Source organism: Mucilaginibacter sp. P2_A5 (assembly GCF_056404995.1).
In genome coordinates, this window is record NZ_JBFUCY010000006.1 from 1 (window position 1) to 17,415 (window position 17,415).

Here is a 17,415-nt window from a genome sequence, read left to right on the forward strand (position 1 = left end):
TCAATACCACATAATGCAGCGGCTATAGTAATTGTAATGATATCTGTTAGTAGATGTTGCTTTTTTCTGTCAATGCGGAAGTCTTGCATTTCGCTAAAATAAGCGAAAATAGTACTTGTCTTATTTTTTGTATCCATCTGATTGTCAGATAAATATACATAAATACAATCACAAAAACAACATAAATATCTGACTATCAGGTGTTTATTTAATCGCCAATTAGTGAATCATTTTAATGCGTTTGCCCTGAAGAGTTTATGTACCAGGTGGCCCATATGGGTACGCATGTTACCTTCAGCAAAATGGATATCGAAGATAAATCGCTTGATTATCTATCGGCAAAGCTAAAACTCAACAGCCGTAAAGAACTGGTAGATCAGCAAAAGAAAGGAAAGGTAACCATCAAAAATCCGTTGAATGTGTTGCTGTTAAAAGACGATATGGTAGATGGGCAAATTGACAACCTTAAAATAGATGCTGCTGTTAAGTTCAGCGTAATTACCCTTAACTTTTATGAAAGCAATACCATCATCCAGGAAACCATTGCCAATGATGATCCGGCCGCGTATCAGCTTCCCCTTGGCAAACGCATGTTCAATTCGCTGTCAAACGGATGGTTTATGTTTACCGAGGTAATTTTAGCGATCTCCAACCTATGGGTATTTGTTTTAGCCGCTATCGGGTTTTGGCTATTGTTCAGGTATTATAAGCGAAAACACCCGGCATTTTTCGGCACTATAAAATCATAAAATTTTAGTAGCATTTTCGGTAAACATTTCTATTTTTGCGGTACAAAAAATATCGGTATCATGGAGTCAATGGAAAACGCTAACGCAGAGAAACATTACAAACTATTAGTTGTCGCAATCATCATAGGCATTTTTGGTGTATTTATCCGTTTTGCAGGTGATGAAAACTCAGCTTATTTCTCATGGATAGCCAACGCAGCATTGTTAATTGGTACCCTGATAGCTTTAAAAGCTGTTTTCGCAATTATGAAGTAAAGCCCCGGCCCCTGAAGAGGGAGTTGGAAGATATATACAAAGAAGCCCTGTCCATTTTGGTCGGGGCTTTTTTGGTTTTGTATGTTTTTAATTTTTAAAAAGCTGTTATATTCAGTTATAAGATTGTCGAAATACCAAAGCGGAAATGACATTCAAAAAATAAAAACCTGTCATGCTGAGTGGTAAAATTTCGCGAAATTATGAAGGTGAAATGACATTTTTTAAATAAAAGACTGTCATCCTGAGTTGTAAAATTTCGCGAAATTCTGAAGGTGAAATGACATCAAAAATAAAGACTGTCATGCTGAGGAACGAAGCATCTATTCGCGAACTTTTCTATCGGTCATGCAAGGCGTAGAATAGATTCTTCGTGCCTCAGAATGACAGGAAAATTGGATATGTCCTGGGTAGGAACGAAGCATCTATTTGCGAACTTTTCTAACGGTTATGCACAACTGATAGATCCTTCGTACCTCAGGATGACAGGGGAATTGGATTCGTCATGTATCCTATCGAAGCATTGCGGGCAATGGCCTCTCCGCGCGAGTCTTCGACAGGCTCAGACTGACAGGCGCTCTCTTTATCGCATAACACTTTCTTTATCTGCAAATCAAAAACTCCCCTTTCAGGGGGCCGGGGGGCTCGTCTTACTTTGGCCGGTACTTCGATTCGTTCAATATTTTTTGCGCATCCTTATTGGCCATCAACTGTTGCAGGGTAACTTCGGGATGTTTATCCATATAGGCGCGTACAATTTGCCAGCCCGTCCATACGGCAAGTTTTGGGGCCGATTCATTGCGCTCGCCAAGGCCGGGGGTAAAGGGGGCTTCGGTAAGGTATTTCTGAATTTTGGGATAGTCGGTTTCGTACAGCAGGTTTTCTTCCAAAAAGTAGGCCCATATCTTCGGCTCAAAATCGGCACACCATTTTAGCTGGTCGCGGGTATAATTTATTTTCAGGGTGTCGCCGGCATCGGGCAAAATCTTATCCATAAAATACATGATCTTACCATTGTAAATCATTTTTGTTAAAAGCGATTTATCGTCGTCGTTTTCGGGAAACATATCCTCGCGGGCAATGCCTTCAACCACACGCGGTGTAATATTCTCGGGCGTAAAATGCCTTGACAAATAATGCGGAAAAGCGCTGGTAATGGAAGGGTAAAACCGGGAATTGGCGCCGAGGAACAAATCGAGCCCGATTGCAAAATACCCGTCGCCTATAGATGTTTGCGCCTGGAAACCCGAAAAGTAGCTGTAAACCTTAGGTATTCTTTTCTGCGGATAGTAATATTTAATATGCTTGAAGGCATCGGTAAGTTCGGCCTCCTGTTTATCTAGTTTGGGGTATGTGGCTTCTACATCGTGCCTCAGGTCGTTATAGGCTTTGTTGGCAAACACGTTGCGCAGGGTTTTAAAATAGGCGGTATCTCCTATACTGCCTACCGGTAAAATACGCTCAATAAAATCCTGGTAAAATACCTTGTACTTATTATGCAGGTGAATAGCCTGCTGCGCCATGGGGTGGGTGCGCATGGCGTCGAAATCCTGGTCGAAGCGTTCAATCTTCACCTCAAGGTCAATATTACTTACATCAACCTTTTTGTTGCCGCGGCAGGCCGACAATATCATACCGATAAAAAAAATTAAGTAAATTTGTTTTGCTTTATACCGGGTAGTTATCATATTTATCCTTTGAGCAAAAATAATTTTTATTTGCATTAATACGTTACTATACCATCCATGAAAATTGCATTAGCCCAGCTTAACTATCATATAGGTAACTTCGAATCAAACACGGCCAAAATAATTGACCACATATTAAAAGCCAAACAAAACGGCGCCGACCTGGTGGTTTTTGCCGAGTTATGCGTGTGCGGCTATCCGGCGCGCGACTTTTTGGAATTTGACGAGTTTATTGGCCTGTGCGAGGAATCGGCAAAAAAAATAGCCGAAGTGTGTATTGACATCGCCTGTATTATTGGCCTGCCAACAGTTAACAATAAACCCGAAGGCAAGGATTTAAATAATTCGGCCTATTTTATTGAGGATGGTAAGGTTAAAGCTATTGTGAACAAAGCGCTGCTGCCCAACTATGATGTATTTGACGAGTACCGCTACTTTGAACCATCAACCGAGTTTAACTGTATTGAATTTAAAGGCAAAAAAATAGCGCTCACCATTTGTGAAGACTTGTGGAACACGATAGAAAACCCTTTATACATCACCCGCCCTATGGATATCCTGATCCATCAGCAGCCCGATGTAATGATCAATATAGCGGCCTCGCCGTTTGCTTATAATCATGATGAGGCGCGGATTGCTATTTTAAGCGATAACGCCAGCCGTTATAACCTGCCCCTGTTGTATATCAATAATATAGGCGCACAAACCGAACTCATTTTCGATGGCGGATCATTAGTATTTGACAATGCCGGCACATTGATAGATGAAATGCCTTATTTTGAAGAAAGTACGGCGTATTATACTTTAAACGATGATAACAGCATCAGCTTTGAGCACCCATCAACCATGAAAACCGACAGGCCCGGTGATATTGAACAAATTCACCAGGGCATCATATTAGGCATCCGCGATTACTTTTATAAATCGGGCTTTAAACAGGCAATTTTAGGCCTATCCGGCGGTATCGATTCTGCCGTGGTTTGCGCGCTGGCTGCCGAAGCCCTGGGCCCTCAAAATGTAATGGCCGTTTTGTTGCCATCCCGTTTTTCAACCGATCACTCGCTCAAAGATGCCGAAGACCTGGTGGCTAACCTCGGGTGCAAAAGCGAGACTATCGCCATAAAACATATTACCGAAGCCATTGAAACTTCGCTGCATCCGCAGTTTAAAAACCTGCCGTTTAATATTGCCGAAGAAAATATCCAGTCGCGTACCAGGGCGGTGTTGTTAATGGCCATGTGTAACAAGTTTGGCTATATATTACTTAATACCAGCAATAAAAGCGAAGCCGCCGTTGGCTATGGCACCCTATATGGCGATATGTGCGGCGGCATATCTGTTATTGGCGATGTATACAAAACCCAGGTGTTTGAACTGGCCCGCCATATTAATAAAGATAAAGAGATCATCCCGATAAATTCCATTGTAAAACCACCATCAGCCGAGTTAAGGCCCGACCAAAAGGACACCGATTCATTGCCCGAGTATGATGTACTGGATAAGATCCTGGAAGAATATATTGAGTACCGCCGCTCATCTGCCGAGATCATTAAAATGGGATACGATGAAGCAACCGTTCGCCGGGTGATCAAGCTCACCAACTCTGCCGAGCATAAGCGCTACCAAACCCCGCCAATTTTAAGGGTATCCCCCAAAGCGTTTGGCATGGGCCGCAGGATACCGATAGTGGGGAAATATCTTTCTTGAGACAGTATCAAGTAATTCGTTAGTATCAAGTAGCTAGTATCAAGACCGCTGTAGGTTTGCCTGCAAGCCCTTTGCTCAAAAGTCAAAATCTTGATACTTGATACCGGATAAAAAATCTTGATACTTGATACTAAATACTTGATACTAAAAATGCTATATTTCATGCCTATGAATAAGCGATACGCGGCGTTATGTACTTCTTTTTTTTTGCTGTGTATTGCAGTTCAAACATTTGCCCAGCAACCCCTGGTTAGTGATGCAAAAAAAGCCGAATTGAGCAGTTTTTCTTCGCAATTAAGGAACGCTTTCAATGTAAATAAGCAACAGGCCCTTTCATTGGCAGCGCAAAAAGGCTGGCCGGTTACACGCCGGTCGCGCAACGGTAACCACGTATTTTTACAAGGCATAAACAGCCTTGGTTTTCCGGTATACCTTACTACACACAACAATACAACGGCAGCGGCTACAACGGGTACCAACGCCGTGCAGCCAGGCGGCTCATTAGGGCTAAACCTTTCGGGATCGGGCAGCAACCTTGTTGGTAAGCTGGCCATTTGGGATGGTGGTTCGGTGTATGCCGCACACCAGGAATTTGCCGGTAAAGCCATCACCATAAAAGATGGCGCTTCGGTGCTTGACCATACCAGCCATGTGGCCGGCACCATGATTGCCAAGGGCGTTTACGCCCCGGCCAAAGGTATGGCGTTTAATGCCAGCAGCCTGTTGTCATGGGATTTTGATAACGATGTTTCGGAAATGAGCGGCGCAGCAGCGGGCCTATTGCTATCAAACCACTCCTATGGCGACGTTGCGGGCTGGGATTATAACAGCGATGCAAGCCGCTGGGAATGGTATGGCCTGCCGGGCGACACCGTTGATTATACTTTTGGATTTTACGATACCCGCGCCCAATCATGGGATAAAATAGCCTACACGGCCCCCTATTACCTTATTGTGGAATCGGCCGGTAACAGCCGGGCTACCAACGGACCGGCCATAGGAGCAACATACTACGGCTACCGCAGCCGCACCGATCAAACCATAGTTAACAAAGGCGCCCGCCCCTCCACCATAAGCGACAATAGCGGCTACGATATCATCAGCACTACCGGTAACGCTAAAAATACGCTGACGGTTGGCGCGGTAAACCCGCTGCCATCGGGCCCTACCAACAGCAGCGATTTGAGCGTTGCCTATTTCAGCGCCTGGGGGCCTACGGATGACGGCCGAGTAAAACCGGATATTGTGGGTGATGGGGTAAATGTAACTTCGATAGGGATAGATAACAGTTCATCGTACCTTACCTTATCGGGCACCTCGATGGCGGCACCCAATATCACCGGCTCATTATATTTATTGCAGGAGTATTACGCTCAAAAAAACAGCGGTAATTTCATGAAATCGGCCACGCTGAAAGGGCTGGTTTGCCACACCGCTTTTGATGGCGGCAATGTTGGCCCCGATTATATTTATGGCTGGGGATTGCTTAATATGCCAAGGGCGGCGCAAGCCATAACCAATAATGGCATTAAAAGCATGGTAAAGGAAAACTCGCTTGCCCAGGGGCAAACCCAAACTTTTAATGTGCTGGCATCCGGTGCTGATGCTTTGATTGCCACCATAGCCTGGACAGACCCACAAGGAACACCCTCGCCCGATGGTACCATCAACAGCCGCACGCCAAAGCTGGTTAACGACCTGGATATTAAAGTAAGCGATGGCACCACAACTTACAATGCCTGGGTTTTAGACCCCGGCCATCCATCAGCTGCCGCAACTACCGGCAACAACATCAGGGATAACGTGGAGCAGGTTTATATTGCCAATACCGTGCCCGGCAAGGCTTACACCATCACGGTATCGCATAAAGGCACTTTAGCGCCTGGCCCGCAGGCTTACTCGCTTATAGTTACCGGGATAGGTGGCACTGCATATTGCTCTTCGGCCCCCTCAAGCAATGCCGATTCGCGCATTGACAATGTTAAGCTGGCCAACATTGATAACAGCCCGGCAGCGGGTTGCAAAAGCTATTCTGATTATACCAACTTGACCGTTCAGCTGGAGCAGGATAAATCATACCCGCTTAGCCTTACACTGGGCACCTGTGGCAGCAACTTCAATAAAGCCGCCAAAGTTTTTATTGACTATAATGAAAACGGCGTTTTTGAAGATACTGAACTGGTAGCAACCACCGGCATTATAAATGGCACCGGCACCTACAACACAACCATCAAAATACCGGCAACCGTTGCGGCCGGAACCTATAGCCTGATGCGTGTAGTACTTAGCGAAACCACTAGTACCGCAAGCATTACAGCCTGCGGCAGCTATGCCAAAGGCGAAACACAGGACTACCGTGTACAGTTTTTACAAACCAGTATTGATGCCGGTGTATTGTCTATAGTTAATCCCGGTTCAAGCGGCGCGTGTTCGGCAAGTACGCCGGTTACTATAGCTGTTAAAAACTTTGGCAGTGCGGCTATCAGCAATATTCCGCTAACCGTAAAAATAACCGCTGCCGATAATACCGTAACTACATTTACCGGCACTTACACGGGTACCCTTGCCCCCGGCGATCAGGATAACTTTACCTTCGCCCAAAGCTTTAATGCCCTCGCCGGTGCCACTTATACCATCACGGCCATCAGCAATTTAACGGGCGATCCGGTAAAAACCAACGATACGGTTACCACAACTATTGTTATCAACACCCCATCGGCAATAGGCGATTTAAGTGCCTATTATTGCAACGATACCAAACAATACCAGCTATTGGGACAGGGCGATGGCACCATGCTTTGGTATCAAAACATTAATGACGCTGTGCCTATTGCGGCCGGTAGCCCTGCAAATACTACGGCAACACCCGTTAATAATACTTTTTACGCGGGTGTAAATGATTTTAAGGCAGCCGTTGGCCCGGCAACAAAAAATGTTTTTACGGGTGGCGGATATAACCAGTTTACCCCATCGGTAATTGTGAACACTAAAGTCCCGGTGGTTATTCAAACCGCGCGTTTATATATTGGCAATTCGGGCAAAATAACATTTAACGTAAGCAACAGCAGCGGGCAAATAGTGGCCACTACAACTATTAATGCCCAGGCAACCCGCACCACCCCACTGCCCGGCGCACAGGCTGATGACCCCGCCGACCAGGGCAAAGTATACGACCTTAACCTGGAGTTACTGGCAGCGGGTAATTACTTAATATCTATCGCCTATGACAACACAGCCACCATATACCGTAATAATGCTGGCGTAACAAGCTATCCTTTTAGCATCGGCAAAATCTTCAGCATCCTGGGGAATGATGCCACCGGTGATAACGCCGCCGACACCAATTACTACAAAGGCTTTTACTACTATTTTTATGATATGAAGGTACAAAGCCTGGGCTGCGCTTCGGCTGCGCGTAAGGCGGTTACCTTAACCAAACCGGTTATTGTACAAAGTAACAACACCTTAAACTCCAGCTTTACAACGGGTAACCAATGGCTGTTAAACGGCAAACCAATACAGGGCGCCACAGGCAATACCTTTGATCCGTTGCAGAGCGGAAACTACCAGGTGGTGGATACACTGGCCAGCGGCTGCGCGGTGATATCGGATGTGTTTGCCTATGCGCGCACGGCATCCAACGTTGATAAATCCACAGATATTGGCTTAACAGTTTTCCCCATACCGGCAAGCACCAACCTATATGTGGTGTTTAAAGCCGGTGCCGCTACCGATCTTAACCTTTCGCTTGTAAATTCGGTAGGGCAAACCATCGTTTCTGAAAAGCAAAGCATCCCGCAAGGCAATTTCAGTACGGTAATAAATGTAACAGGAGTGCAGCCCGGCGTATATATATTAAGGGCGATGCTGGGAAGCAAGGTGTATGCCAAGAAGGTGATTGTGGCGCATTAAGCCTCCAGCCCCACCCAAACCCTCCCCGGAAGGGAGGGCTTAAAAAATAACATCGTCAAAGTCTCCCCTACCGGGGGAGATTTAGAGGGGGCTTACTGAAAAGTATACTTCACCCCTACACCTGGCGCGATATCAAAAAACGGCCCGGTGGCTATTTCGAGGCGAGGGTTCAGATCAAGACTTACAGCAATGGGGCTGTTGGGTATTACCCATTCCAAACCTGCTACGCCGTCGGCACCAAATAAAAGGTGCCTGTCTTTATAATACTGGTCATCGCTACCAAAACGTTTGTAATAGCCGCTGCCTGTCGAGCCTAAGTGACCGCCAAAGCCATAAAAAAAGTTCAGTTTATCAACATTAAAAGCACGGGTATGAATCTCGTACAAACCGGTAATAACTATGCCATGATCGCGGATGCCCAGGATGCCTTCAATAGCGGTTGTCTGGTTTAAAAAGTATTTTCCCGAAGGGCCTATCTCATAAGCGCCAAACTTTAAGCCGGCTGCAGCTTTGTAATCCTGCGCCTGCGAACGCTGGTTTATCAATAAAAACGAAACCGATAACGACAGGATGTAGATGATTTTTTTCATGTAGTAGTTTTAGTAAATGAATTAAACAGGTAATACAATGACATTGGAATTTAACACAGGTTTAACCAATTTTTGTCCCAAATGTTCAGGTAAATAAACGCTCAAATATGTTTTTTATGCTATTTCAGGTCAAAATCGCCCGTGAATTACGCTCATTCAACTGATTTCCAATCCGAAATATTGAGCTTTCGATGTATTTATACCTTCAAATAGGCTATTTTAGTGAAAATAAATTTTGGTTATAATGACGTTACATTCCTTTAAAATAAAAAACAACAAACGCTTAACTCTTTTTTTGACGACACTTTTTTTTATACCTGCCGGATACGCGCAGGAACAACCCGGTGCAAACAACAATGGTCAATACAGCAACGGGATGGTAGTTTGCGCCTATCCCGATGCTTCGCAGGTGGGGGTTGATATTTTAAAGAAAGGCGGCAACGCTGTTGATGCCGCAGTAGCTGTACAATTCGCGTTAACCGTAACGCATCCACAGGCAGGTAATATTGGCGGCGGCGGCTTTATGGTTTTCAGGTCGGGCAAGGGCAAAACCAAAACGCTTGATTTCAGGGAAAAAGGCCCTGGTGCCGCCAGTGCGAATATGTATCTCGATTCTGCGGGGAATGTAATTCCAGAAATGAGCCTCTATACCCACCAGGCCACGGGAGTTCCCGGGTCGGTAGATGGCATGGTGACCGCTCACAAAAAATACGGCAAATTGAAATGGGCCGATCTGGTGCAACCATCCGTTGATATGGCCCGCAATGGTTTTAAAATAACCAAACACCTGGCCAGCGACCTGAACCACACTCAGGCGCAATTTATAAAACTGAACCCCGGCAAAAACTATCTTTTAAAACAAGGAGGCTGGAATGAAGGCGACGTGCTGGTGCAGGAAGACCTTGCCAAAACGTTCGAGTTTATCCGCGACAAAGGCCGTAAGGGCTTTTACAAGGGCGTAGTAGCCGACCAGATTGTTGCCGAAATGAAAAACGGCAACGGGCTGGTGACCAAAAAAGATCTTAAAAGTTATCATTCGGTTTGGCGCAAAGCCATTGCCGGCAATTACAAAGGCTATAAAATAATTACCATGCCGCCCCCTTCAAGCGGAGGAATTGCCTTATTGCAATTATTACAATCTGTAGAAAAATATCCGTTAAAAAGATGGGGCTATAACCAGGACTCGACTATCAGGTTAATTGTTGAGGCCGAACGCCGGGTGTATGCCGACCGCTCCAAATATCTTGGCGACCCGGATTTTTATAAAGTACCCGTTGATAGCCTGCTTAAACCGGCTTATATCACATCGCGCATGAGCACATTTAGCTGGGATGCAGCCACACCAAGCGCCAGCATACAACCCGGCACTTTTGTTGGGTACGAGAGCGACCAAACTACCCATTACTCGATAGTAGATAAGGATGGCAATGCGGTATCTATCACCACTACGCTAAATGATAGTTTTGGCTCTAAGATTTTTGTAAACGGCGCCGGCTTTTTATTAAATAATGAGATGGACGATTTTAGCTCGAAACCCGGCGTACCCAACATGTACGGCCTGGTTGGCGGTAAAGCCAACAGCATTCAGCCGGGCAAACGCATGCTATCATCCATGACGCCAACCATCATCGAAAAAGACGGCAAACTGTTTATGGTAGTGGGCACCCCGGGCGGATCTACCATTATAACCTCTGTTTTTCAGACAATATTGAATGTGATAGAATTTGATCAAAACATGCAGCAGGCAGTAAGCTCCAAACGCTTCCACTCGCAATGGCTGCCAGACGAGGTTACCATCGAAAAAGATGGGGTTGATAGCGCCACAGTTTTAAAACTGCAAAGTAAAGGCTACAAAATAACCAACCGAGGGGCAATCGGCCGCGTAGATGCCATCCTGAAAACCCAATCGGGTTACTACGAAGGCGGCGCTGATCCAAGGGGAGATGATACGACCGTGGGGTATTAGGTTGTACGTGATACGTTTTAAGTTGTACGTTTGACGTTCGCTAATTTTTGCCGGGGCTGAAACTTATAATCCAGTAGTTTAAAACTTATTACGTACAACGTATCACATACTACGTTTTACGTTCGCTAAACGTTGAAGAAAATAAGATGTACCTTCGTACCATTGTTTACATCTGCAGCCTATATTTGTTGGGCAAAAACTTATAAACCGGCAGCGTGAAGAAACGTATAACTTAAAACGTATCACGTACAACATATTACGTACAACTTATAAAAATGCATAAAAGCGTTAAACACCAGGAAACTATTGATTATTTTTTGAAAATTGTGTGGCAAACGGTGGCCAACAGGTATAACCAGTTGGTTACCGAATTTGGCATTACACAATCAATCGGTTACCTGTTAATCAATATCGACGAAAAAGAAGGTACTACCGTATCGCAGGCGGCGGCCTTGTTGGGCCTTAAATCAACCAGCTTATCAAGAATGCTCAGCCAGTTGGAAAAAACCGGGCTTATTTACCGGGAATCAAACCAGGGCGATAAACGCTCGGTAAAAATTTACCTGACAGATCTTGGTAAAGAAAAACGCCACCAGGCCCGCGCTGTAGTAAAGCAATTTAACAATTATCTCAACGAGCACATCAGCGAAGCTGACAAAGAATACCTCACCGAAATGCTCAAAAAAATCAACAAACTCACCATTAACTATAAGCCTTAATTGGTTCATTGGTTCATTGGTTCATTGTTTCATTGGTTCATTGGTTCATTGGAACGCGGGCATAGCGGGCCAAACAGGCAAATGCCTTTTTGGCTGAGTCCTTCCCATCTGGTAATCCCACCAGAAAAGACCAATGAACTAATGAACCAGTGAACTAAAAGCAGCTACAATGTCGATAATTTTATGAATAGTTAAGCGTTTTAAGTCCGAAATAAGCGTTGTGATACACCTTATTTGTAGCTGCTTTTTATTGATTGTGTTAAAAAATGTTAAGCTGCCGTTTTTCTATTATAAAAGAATAAATTTGCCTTTTGAAAAAATGAACAGGTTAGTGGTTTTGTTATTGGTTTTGATGGCTGGCTTGGGCGCATGTAAAAAAACTGTCGACCCGATGGTGCAGTATAATATTCAAAAGGGTATCGACGATAAGATCATAAGCGATTACATAGCAGCACACCCCGGAGACAGTGCCAAAAGAATTGATACTACGGGGGTATATTATATCATTAAAACAGGTGAAGAGGGTTCGGGTAATGATTTATTTACGAGCTCAACAACTATAACAGTGGGGTTTACCGGGCAAATATTAACTACAGGCTATGTATTTGCGCAAACCAGTAATTTTCACCCTTCATACACATTAGGAAGCGTGATAAAGGGATGGCAGTTAGGTGTGCCGCAAATAAAAAAGGGGGGCAAAGTACGCTTATTGATACCATCGCGCTATGCCTACGGGCCATATGCTCAGGATTCAATACATTTGCCGGCAAATTCGGTGCTCGATTTTAATATACAACTATATAATATAACTAATTAAAAGATACTAATGAAGGTAAAAGCCGCTACAACGGCCATTACCGGTAACAAAAAATATAAATGAGAAAAATTACTTTTGCGCTTCTGTTCCTGATTACCGCGGGCCTATTATCCTGCCGAAAAACTTCCGACGATCCTAATATTGCCCAATACGATAATACCAATATCCAAAACTATATTAAAGCCAATGGGCTTACCGGCATGGTACGCGATACTTCCAACGGCGATACCAGCGGCATTTATTATCAGATACTATCGCAGGGCGCAACTACTAACCCCATAGCCTACTCCGATACTGTGAAGTTTGTATTTACCCTAAAATCGTTTGATGGCAAGTACAACTCAGTAGATTCGCTCACCAATAACCACTTTGATGGTTTTGCCGGGCATATCAATCAAAGCGGCTATCCTAAAGGTTTACAATTAGCTATACACAATATTGTCAAATATAAAGGTACAAGGGCGCGTATATTGATACCATCACGCCTGGCGTATGGTGTTAATGGGTATGGATCAGGTAGCTCAAGTAACACCAATACCCGTATAGCGGGCAACCAATGTCTTGACTACTATGTTAATGTTATATCCGATCAAAATTTATATGACGATCAGATCATCAAAAACTACATGGCCGCCAATAGCCTAACCGGTTTTGCCAAGGCACCCGGCGGTTATTATTACAAGGTAACCATCCCCGGTACTGGCGCCGATCCTATTGATCAATATTCGGCTTTTACGGCAACCTATACCGGTAAATTTTTAACGGGTACACAGTTTGACGAAAGCACGACAGCTGTAAGTTTTGATATGTCGGGCACTACAGGTGGTCAACCAGTTTCTGGCGTAGTGCAAGGGCTACAAGGTCTTACCACTGGCACAGCAGTTACATTGTTATTACCATCAAGATATGCTTACGGCAGAGCTGGAAATACTAGTATTGCGGGGAACACCAGCCTGCGTTTTGATTTTACGATAGTTACCATAACAAATTAATATTATTAAATAGTATAAATTTGCTATAATAACCAAATATGGCGTTTTTAATGGCAAAAGTTAAATATATATCATTATATTTGAAAAAATATACCATGAAAAATATTTATCTAATCTCAGCAATCGCTTTAATTGCGCTATTCGCCTTTAAAGTCGACGTTAAATCAAACAAAATCAATAATAAAACACTTATTGGTAAAGCAAAAATAATAACCACAACTAATAAAAAAACTTTAAGCACATTAGCTTCGTTACCACCGCAGGCAACAGCTAACACCACGCCATTTTTACGATATTGGAACCCAATACTGAAGAGGCATTATTTTACTTCTAACCCGAATGAATTAGGCGCGGGTAAATATGATTGGGTATTTGAAAAAACGGTTGGTTGGCTAAGAATAGTTTCAAATGCCCCTTATGCTTTGAATTCCTTCTATAATCCTTCAACTAGTGGACATTATTTTTCTCTGACTACGGTTGCTCCGCCGGGATTTTCCATAGGAACAGTTCAAGGTGGCACTGCTCATCCACCTGATCTTGGACTAGCTGTTACAGAATACAAAACTCCGGATGGTAAGGATTACATGTATGTAACTACCACGCAAGATGAATTGTTAATCGGATGGGTAAATGATGGAGTTGTATTCAATGTATTGCCTCATTCGTTTTAAGAAAAAATTATCCAGCCAAAGCGGCTTTAAAAGCTTTTAAACAGCGATCGCGCGCAAAGGCGTGGTCGACAATGGGTTTAGGATACTTGCTGAAATCGGCATATTCCGGAACCCATTTTTTTATATATGCTAAATCCGGATCGAACTTTTTTGTTTGCGCATCCGGGTTAAAAATTCTGAAATAGGGTGCTGCATCCGTGCCGCATCCTGCCGCCCATTGCCAGCCGCCAACATTGCTGGCCATTTCATAATCCAACAGTTTACGGGCAAAATAGCGCTCGCCCCAACGCCAGTCAATCAGCAAATCCTTGGTTAAAAAGCTGGCCACTATCATACGTACCCGGTTGTGCATAAAGCCGGTGGCATTTAACTCGCGCATGCCGGCATCAATAACAGGGAAGCCGGTTTGTCCTTCACACCACGCCTTAAACTGCCCTTCATCATTAATCCATGTTATCCTGTCATATTCAGCCCTGAAGGCATGATCTGCGGTATGCGGAAAATGATATAATATCATCATATAAAATTCGCGCCATATCAACTCGTTCAACCAGGTTTTATCAGGGTAGCCATTTGCGGTTTTAGCCAGCTCACGAATGCCTACCGTGCCAAAACGGAGGTGTAAGCCTATACGCGACGTACCTTTAATTGCCGGAAAATCGCGCTTTTGGGCATAATCGCCAATCACATTTTTATATTCCTGTTTTGAAAAATGCGCTTCACTTTTTATGAAGCCCATTTCATTTAATGACGGTAGCGGCAGGTGATGGATTTTTACCAGATTGTCGAGGTATTTTTCGGTAGGGTAGCTTTTTAAATAAAACGGCTTAAGCCTTGCATACCATTTACGCTGATAAGGCGTGTAAACGGTGTAAGGCTTACCATCATCCTTGGTAACCTCATCTTTTTCGAAAATTACCTGGTCTTTAAAAGTATGGAAGACGATTCCGTGCTGTTTTAGCTTTTCCCTTACAACGTCATCGCGTTTCGTCGCGTAGGGTTCATAGTCATGGTTGGTATATACTGCTGCAACGGGATATTCTTTGATGATCTTGTCCCAGGCATTTGTTGCGTTATCATACACCACCAGCAAACTACTGCCGTATTTGTGTAATTGGCTGCGCAGGTTTTCGATGGCATTATAAATGAAAGTTACCTTTGCATCGTTTTTATCGTCCAGGTTGTCCAGTATTTCCTTATCAAAAATAAATATGGGCAAAACCGGGTTACCACTTTTCAACGCCCGGTACATACCGGCATTATTATTCAAACGCAAATCGCGGCGAAACCAGAATATGGTAACACCTGTTTTATTATCCATAAATATCGTTTAAAGCACCGGCCACTTCAGCATATTTAAAGCGGAAACCGGCATCTTCCATTTTTTGTGCCGATACTTTGGTGCTTCCCAAAACCAGTGTACTCATTTCGCCCAATAATAATTTCAGTAAAAAAGCAGGCACCCTTGGCGCCCATAATGGCTGGTGCAACTGGATGGCCACTGCTTTAATCATTTGCGCATTGGTAACCGGGTTGGGGGCTACCATATTGTAAACTCCTTTCAGTTCTTTATTTTCGATGCCAAAAAGATACATATCAATCACGTCCTGCCAATGAATCCAGGGGATCCATTGCTTACCGCTACCTATCGCCGAGCCAACAAATAATTTAACAGGTAAAGCCAGCATTGGTAATGCGCCGGCATCTTTATCCAAAACCACACCGGTACGGAGTTTCAACACCCGCAGGCCAAGTTTCTCGCCTTCATCAACAGCAGCTTCCCAATCAACACAACATTGGGATATAAAATCATGGGTAGGGGCGCTGGTTTCGGTCAAAAGTTCATCGCCACGGTCGCTGTAATAACCAATGCCCGATGCCGATATTACCGATGCAACCTTATTAGCCCGCCCCTTCAACAGGTTATAGATAAGCGCTATCGATTTGGTACGGCTTTCTACTATCTCTTTTTTGCGTTCATCCGTCCAGCGTTTATCGGCGATACCGGCGCCGGCAAGGTGAATAATGGTATCAACCCCATCAATACAATGCTCATCAATAGCGCCCTTATTTACATCCCACAAAAAGGTTTTAATATCCTTGTCTTTCCCCGGCGCCCGGCTCAGCACACTCACCTGGTAACCCTTGCCCAGCAAGTGTTTGCTCAGCTTTTTACCTAAGCCCCCGGATCCTCCTGTTATTAATATGTTCATTGGTTCTGATATGTTCATTGGTTCATTAGTTCATTGGTGAAGAGTTCATTAGATCTTGCATAATCCATTACTCAAATGATTTTGGCAATATAGATTAATTTTGGTTTAATGCCGCCAGTCAAAACAGGTGAACCTATCCACCAATGGCAAAGACCAATGAACTAATGAACCTGTGAACCAATGAACGTACAAGAACTAATGAACTCTTCATAAGTAAGACATTTACGCGGCACAATATCATCAATGTTATCATCGTGTATTATAGTTTGGTTTTTCATGTTGTTCACCAGGCTCCGGGCCAACGCGAAACCGGCAGATGTAACAAAATATAACCAGTATGACGAGACCTTGGGTGATAAAAAAGGGACAATAAATATATACCGCTTAAGTTTATGTACTTTGGCATATACCAGCATCATATCTTTAAATGATAAAGTATCCGGGCCGCCAATATCAAATGTTTTGTTAAAAGTTTTTTCATTCATCATCACGCTCTCCAGGTAACCCAATACATCGTAAATAGCTATGGGCCGGCAACGGGCATTTACCCAGCGGGGAGCCGGTATAACTGGTAATTTCTCGGTAAGGTCGCGAATAATTTCGAACGGTGCGCTGCCTAAACCAATAATAATGGCTGCCCTTAACACAGTAAGCGCGGCTTTACCTTCTTTCAGCACATCCTCTACATGCCTGCTCGGTTCCTGTTGTTTTGAAAGCTTATCATCATCGGTGGCTCCGCTTAAATATATAATTTGCCTGCAGTTGGTTTTATCAAGCGCCCGGATAAAATTATAGGCCGATAAGGCCTCCAACGCGGCAAAATTCGGAGCCTGCAACGTAGAATGCACCAGGTAGTAAGCCGCATCAATATCTTCAGGAAAAGCTTCAATGCCCGATTCTTTGAACAAATCGGCGGTAATTAACGTAACCTGTTTGCCAAAATCGCTATGCTGATGAAAGTGCCGCTTATCACGTACCAGGCAAATTACGTGATGGCCTTTTTCCAGCAAAACAGGGATCAGTCTTGTACCTATGTAACCATTAACACCCGCAAGTAACACTTTCATGTTACTTGCAACAACCAAAAAGGCGGTGTGTTTTACAACGCCGATTTTAAAACCGTGCCATAAGGGATACCG

General features: G+C 44.0%; 15 protein-coding genes. 9 read left to right on the forward strand and 6 right to left on the reverse strand.

Annotated features, from left to right (window positions below; translation table 11 throughout):
• Positions 1 to 137 (reverse strand): transposase family protein (locus AC1DXF_RS06560; protein WP_477447689.1); only part of this gene is annotated, 137 nt, incomplete at its 3' end.
• 120 nt (positions 138 to 257) lie between these two features.
• Here AC1DXF_RS06560 and AC1DXF_RS06565 point away from each other — a divergent pair.
• On the forward strand, positions 258 to 749 hold the full coding sequence (locus AC1DXF_RS06565) for a hypothetical protein (RefSeq protein WP_477447349.1): 492 nt from the start codon (positions 258 to 260) through the stop codon (positions 747 to 749).
• 60 nt (positions 750 to 809) lie between these two features.
• A complete protein-coding gene (locus AC1DXF_RS06570; RefSeq protein ID WP_090651678.1) occupies positions 810 to 1,004 on the forward strand; it encodes a hypothetical protein in 195 nt (64 codons plus the stop codon).
• A gap of 647 nt (positions 1,005 to 1,651) precedes the next feature.
• Here AC1DXF_RS06570 and gldB read toward each other — a convergent pair.
• Positions 1,652 to 2,689 carry a gliding motility lipoprotein GldB gene (gene gldB / locus AC1DXF_RS06575; RefSeq protein ID WP_477447351.1) on the reverse strand — a complete coding sequence of 346 codons (1,038 nt, stop codon included), beginning with the start codon at positions 2,687 to 2,689 and terminating at the stop codon, positions 1,652 to 1,654.
• 57 nt (positions 2,690 to 2,746) lie between these two features.
• Between gldB and AC1DXF_RS06580 the strand changes: the two genes are divergently transcribed.
• Together AC1DXF_RS06580 and AC1DXF_RS06585 are read left to right on the forward strand one after the other, a co-directional pair.
• Positions 2,747 to 4,396: an NAD+ synthase gene (locus AC1DXF_RS06580; RefSeq protein WP_477447353.1), complete on the forward strand. Its 1,650-nt coding sequence runs from the start codon at positions 2,747 to 2,749 to the stop codon at positions 4,394 to 4,396.
• Between the two features lie 168 nt (positions 4,397 to 4,564).
• Positions 4,565 to 8,308, forward strand: coding sequence for a S8 family serine peptidase (locus tag AC1DXF_RS06585; RefSeq protein WP_477447355.1), 3,744 nt, complete (start codon positions 4,565 to 4,567; stop codon positions 8,306 to 8,308).
• Positions 8,309 to 8,400: 92 nt separating this feature from the next.
• On the opposite strand, the gene AC1DXF_RS06590 is transcribed toward AC1DXF_RS06585, so the two are convergent.
• Entirely contained in the window at positions 8,401 to 8,898 is a 498-nt protein-coding gene (locus AC1DXF_RS06590; RefSeq protein WP_477447357.1) for a hypothetical protein, read from the reverse strand.
• Between the two features lie 244 nt (positions 8,899 to 9,142).
• On the opposite strand from AC1DXF_RS06590, the gene ggt reads away from it, so the two are divergent.
• The 5 genes from ggt to AC1DXF_RS06615 all read left to right on the forward strand — a co-directional run bounded on the left by ggt (position 9,143) and on the right by AC1DXF_RS06615 (position 14,063).
• Entirely contained in the window at positions 9,143 to 10,864 is a 1,722-nt protein-coding gene (ggt, locus tag AC1DXF_RS06595; protein ID WP_477447359.1) for a gamma-glutamyltransferase, read from the forward strand.
• A gap of 275 nt (positions 10,865 to 11,139) precedes the next feature.
• Complete coding sequence (locus tag AC1DXF_RS06600; RefSeq protein WP_477447361.1) at positions 11,140 to 11,583, forward strand: MarR family winged helix-turn-helix transcriptional regulator; 444 nt, start codon at positions 11,140 to 11,142, stop codon at positions 11,581 to 11,583.
• 319 nt (positions 11,584 to 11,902) lie between these two features.
• The gene (locus tag AC1DXF_RS06605; protein ID WP_477447363.1) at positions 11,903 to 12,400 is read left to right on the forward strand and encodes an FKBP-type peptidyl-prolyl cis-trans isomerase; all 498 of its coding nucleotides are present in this window, start codon (positions 11,903 to 11,905) and stop codon (positions 12,398 to 12,400) included.
• Between the two features lie 59 nt (positions 12,401 to 12,459).
• Positions 12,460 to 13,392 (forward strand): FKBP-type peptidyl-prolyl cis-trans isomerase, encoded by a 933-nt coding sequence (locus tag AC1DXF_RS06610; protein WP_477447365.1) that lies wholly within the window; start codon positions 12,460 to 12,462, stop codon positions 13,390 to 13,392.
• Between the two features lie 50 nt (positions 13,393 to 13,442).
• Complete coding sequence (locus AC1DXF_RS06615; RefSeq protein WP_477447367.1) at positions 13,443 to 14,063, forward strand: hypothetical protein; 621 nt, start codon at positions 13,443 to 13,445, stop codon at positions 14,061 to 14,063.
• A 7-nt stretch (positions 14,064 to 14,070) separates the two neighbouring features.
• On the opposite strand, the gene AC1DXF_RS06620 is transcribed toward AC1DXF_RS06615, so the two are convergent.
• From AC1DXF_RS06620 to AC1DXF_RS06630, 3 genes are all read right to left on the reverse strand, one after another.
• Positions 14,071 to 15,384, reverse strand: a complete 1,314-nt coding sequence (locus AC1DXF_RS06620) for a cryptochrome/photolyase family protein (RefSeq protein WP_477447369.1) — start codon at positions 15,382 to 15,384, stop codon at positions 14,071 to 14,073.
• The gene (locus AC1DXF_RS06625) at positions 15,377 to 16,276 is read right to left on the reverse strand and encodes a TIGR01777 family oxidoreductase (protein ID WP_477447371.1); all 900 of its coding nucleotides are present in this window, start codon (positions 16,274 to 16,276) and stop codon (positions 15,377 to 15,379) included. The genes AC1DXF_RS06620 and AC1DXF_RS06625 overlap by 8 nt, the downstream gene beginning before the upstream one ends.
• 161 nt (positions 16,277 to 16,437) lie before the next feature.
• Positions 16,438 to 17,343, reverse strand: coding sequence for an NAD(P)H-binding protein (locus AC1DXF_RS06630; protein ID WP_477447373.1), 906 nt, complete (start codon positions 17,341 to 17,343; stop codon positions 16,438 to 16,440).
• Positions 17,344 to 17,415 lie beyond the last annotated feature (72 nt).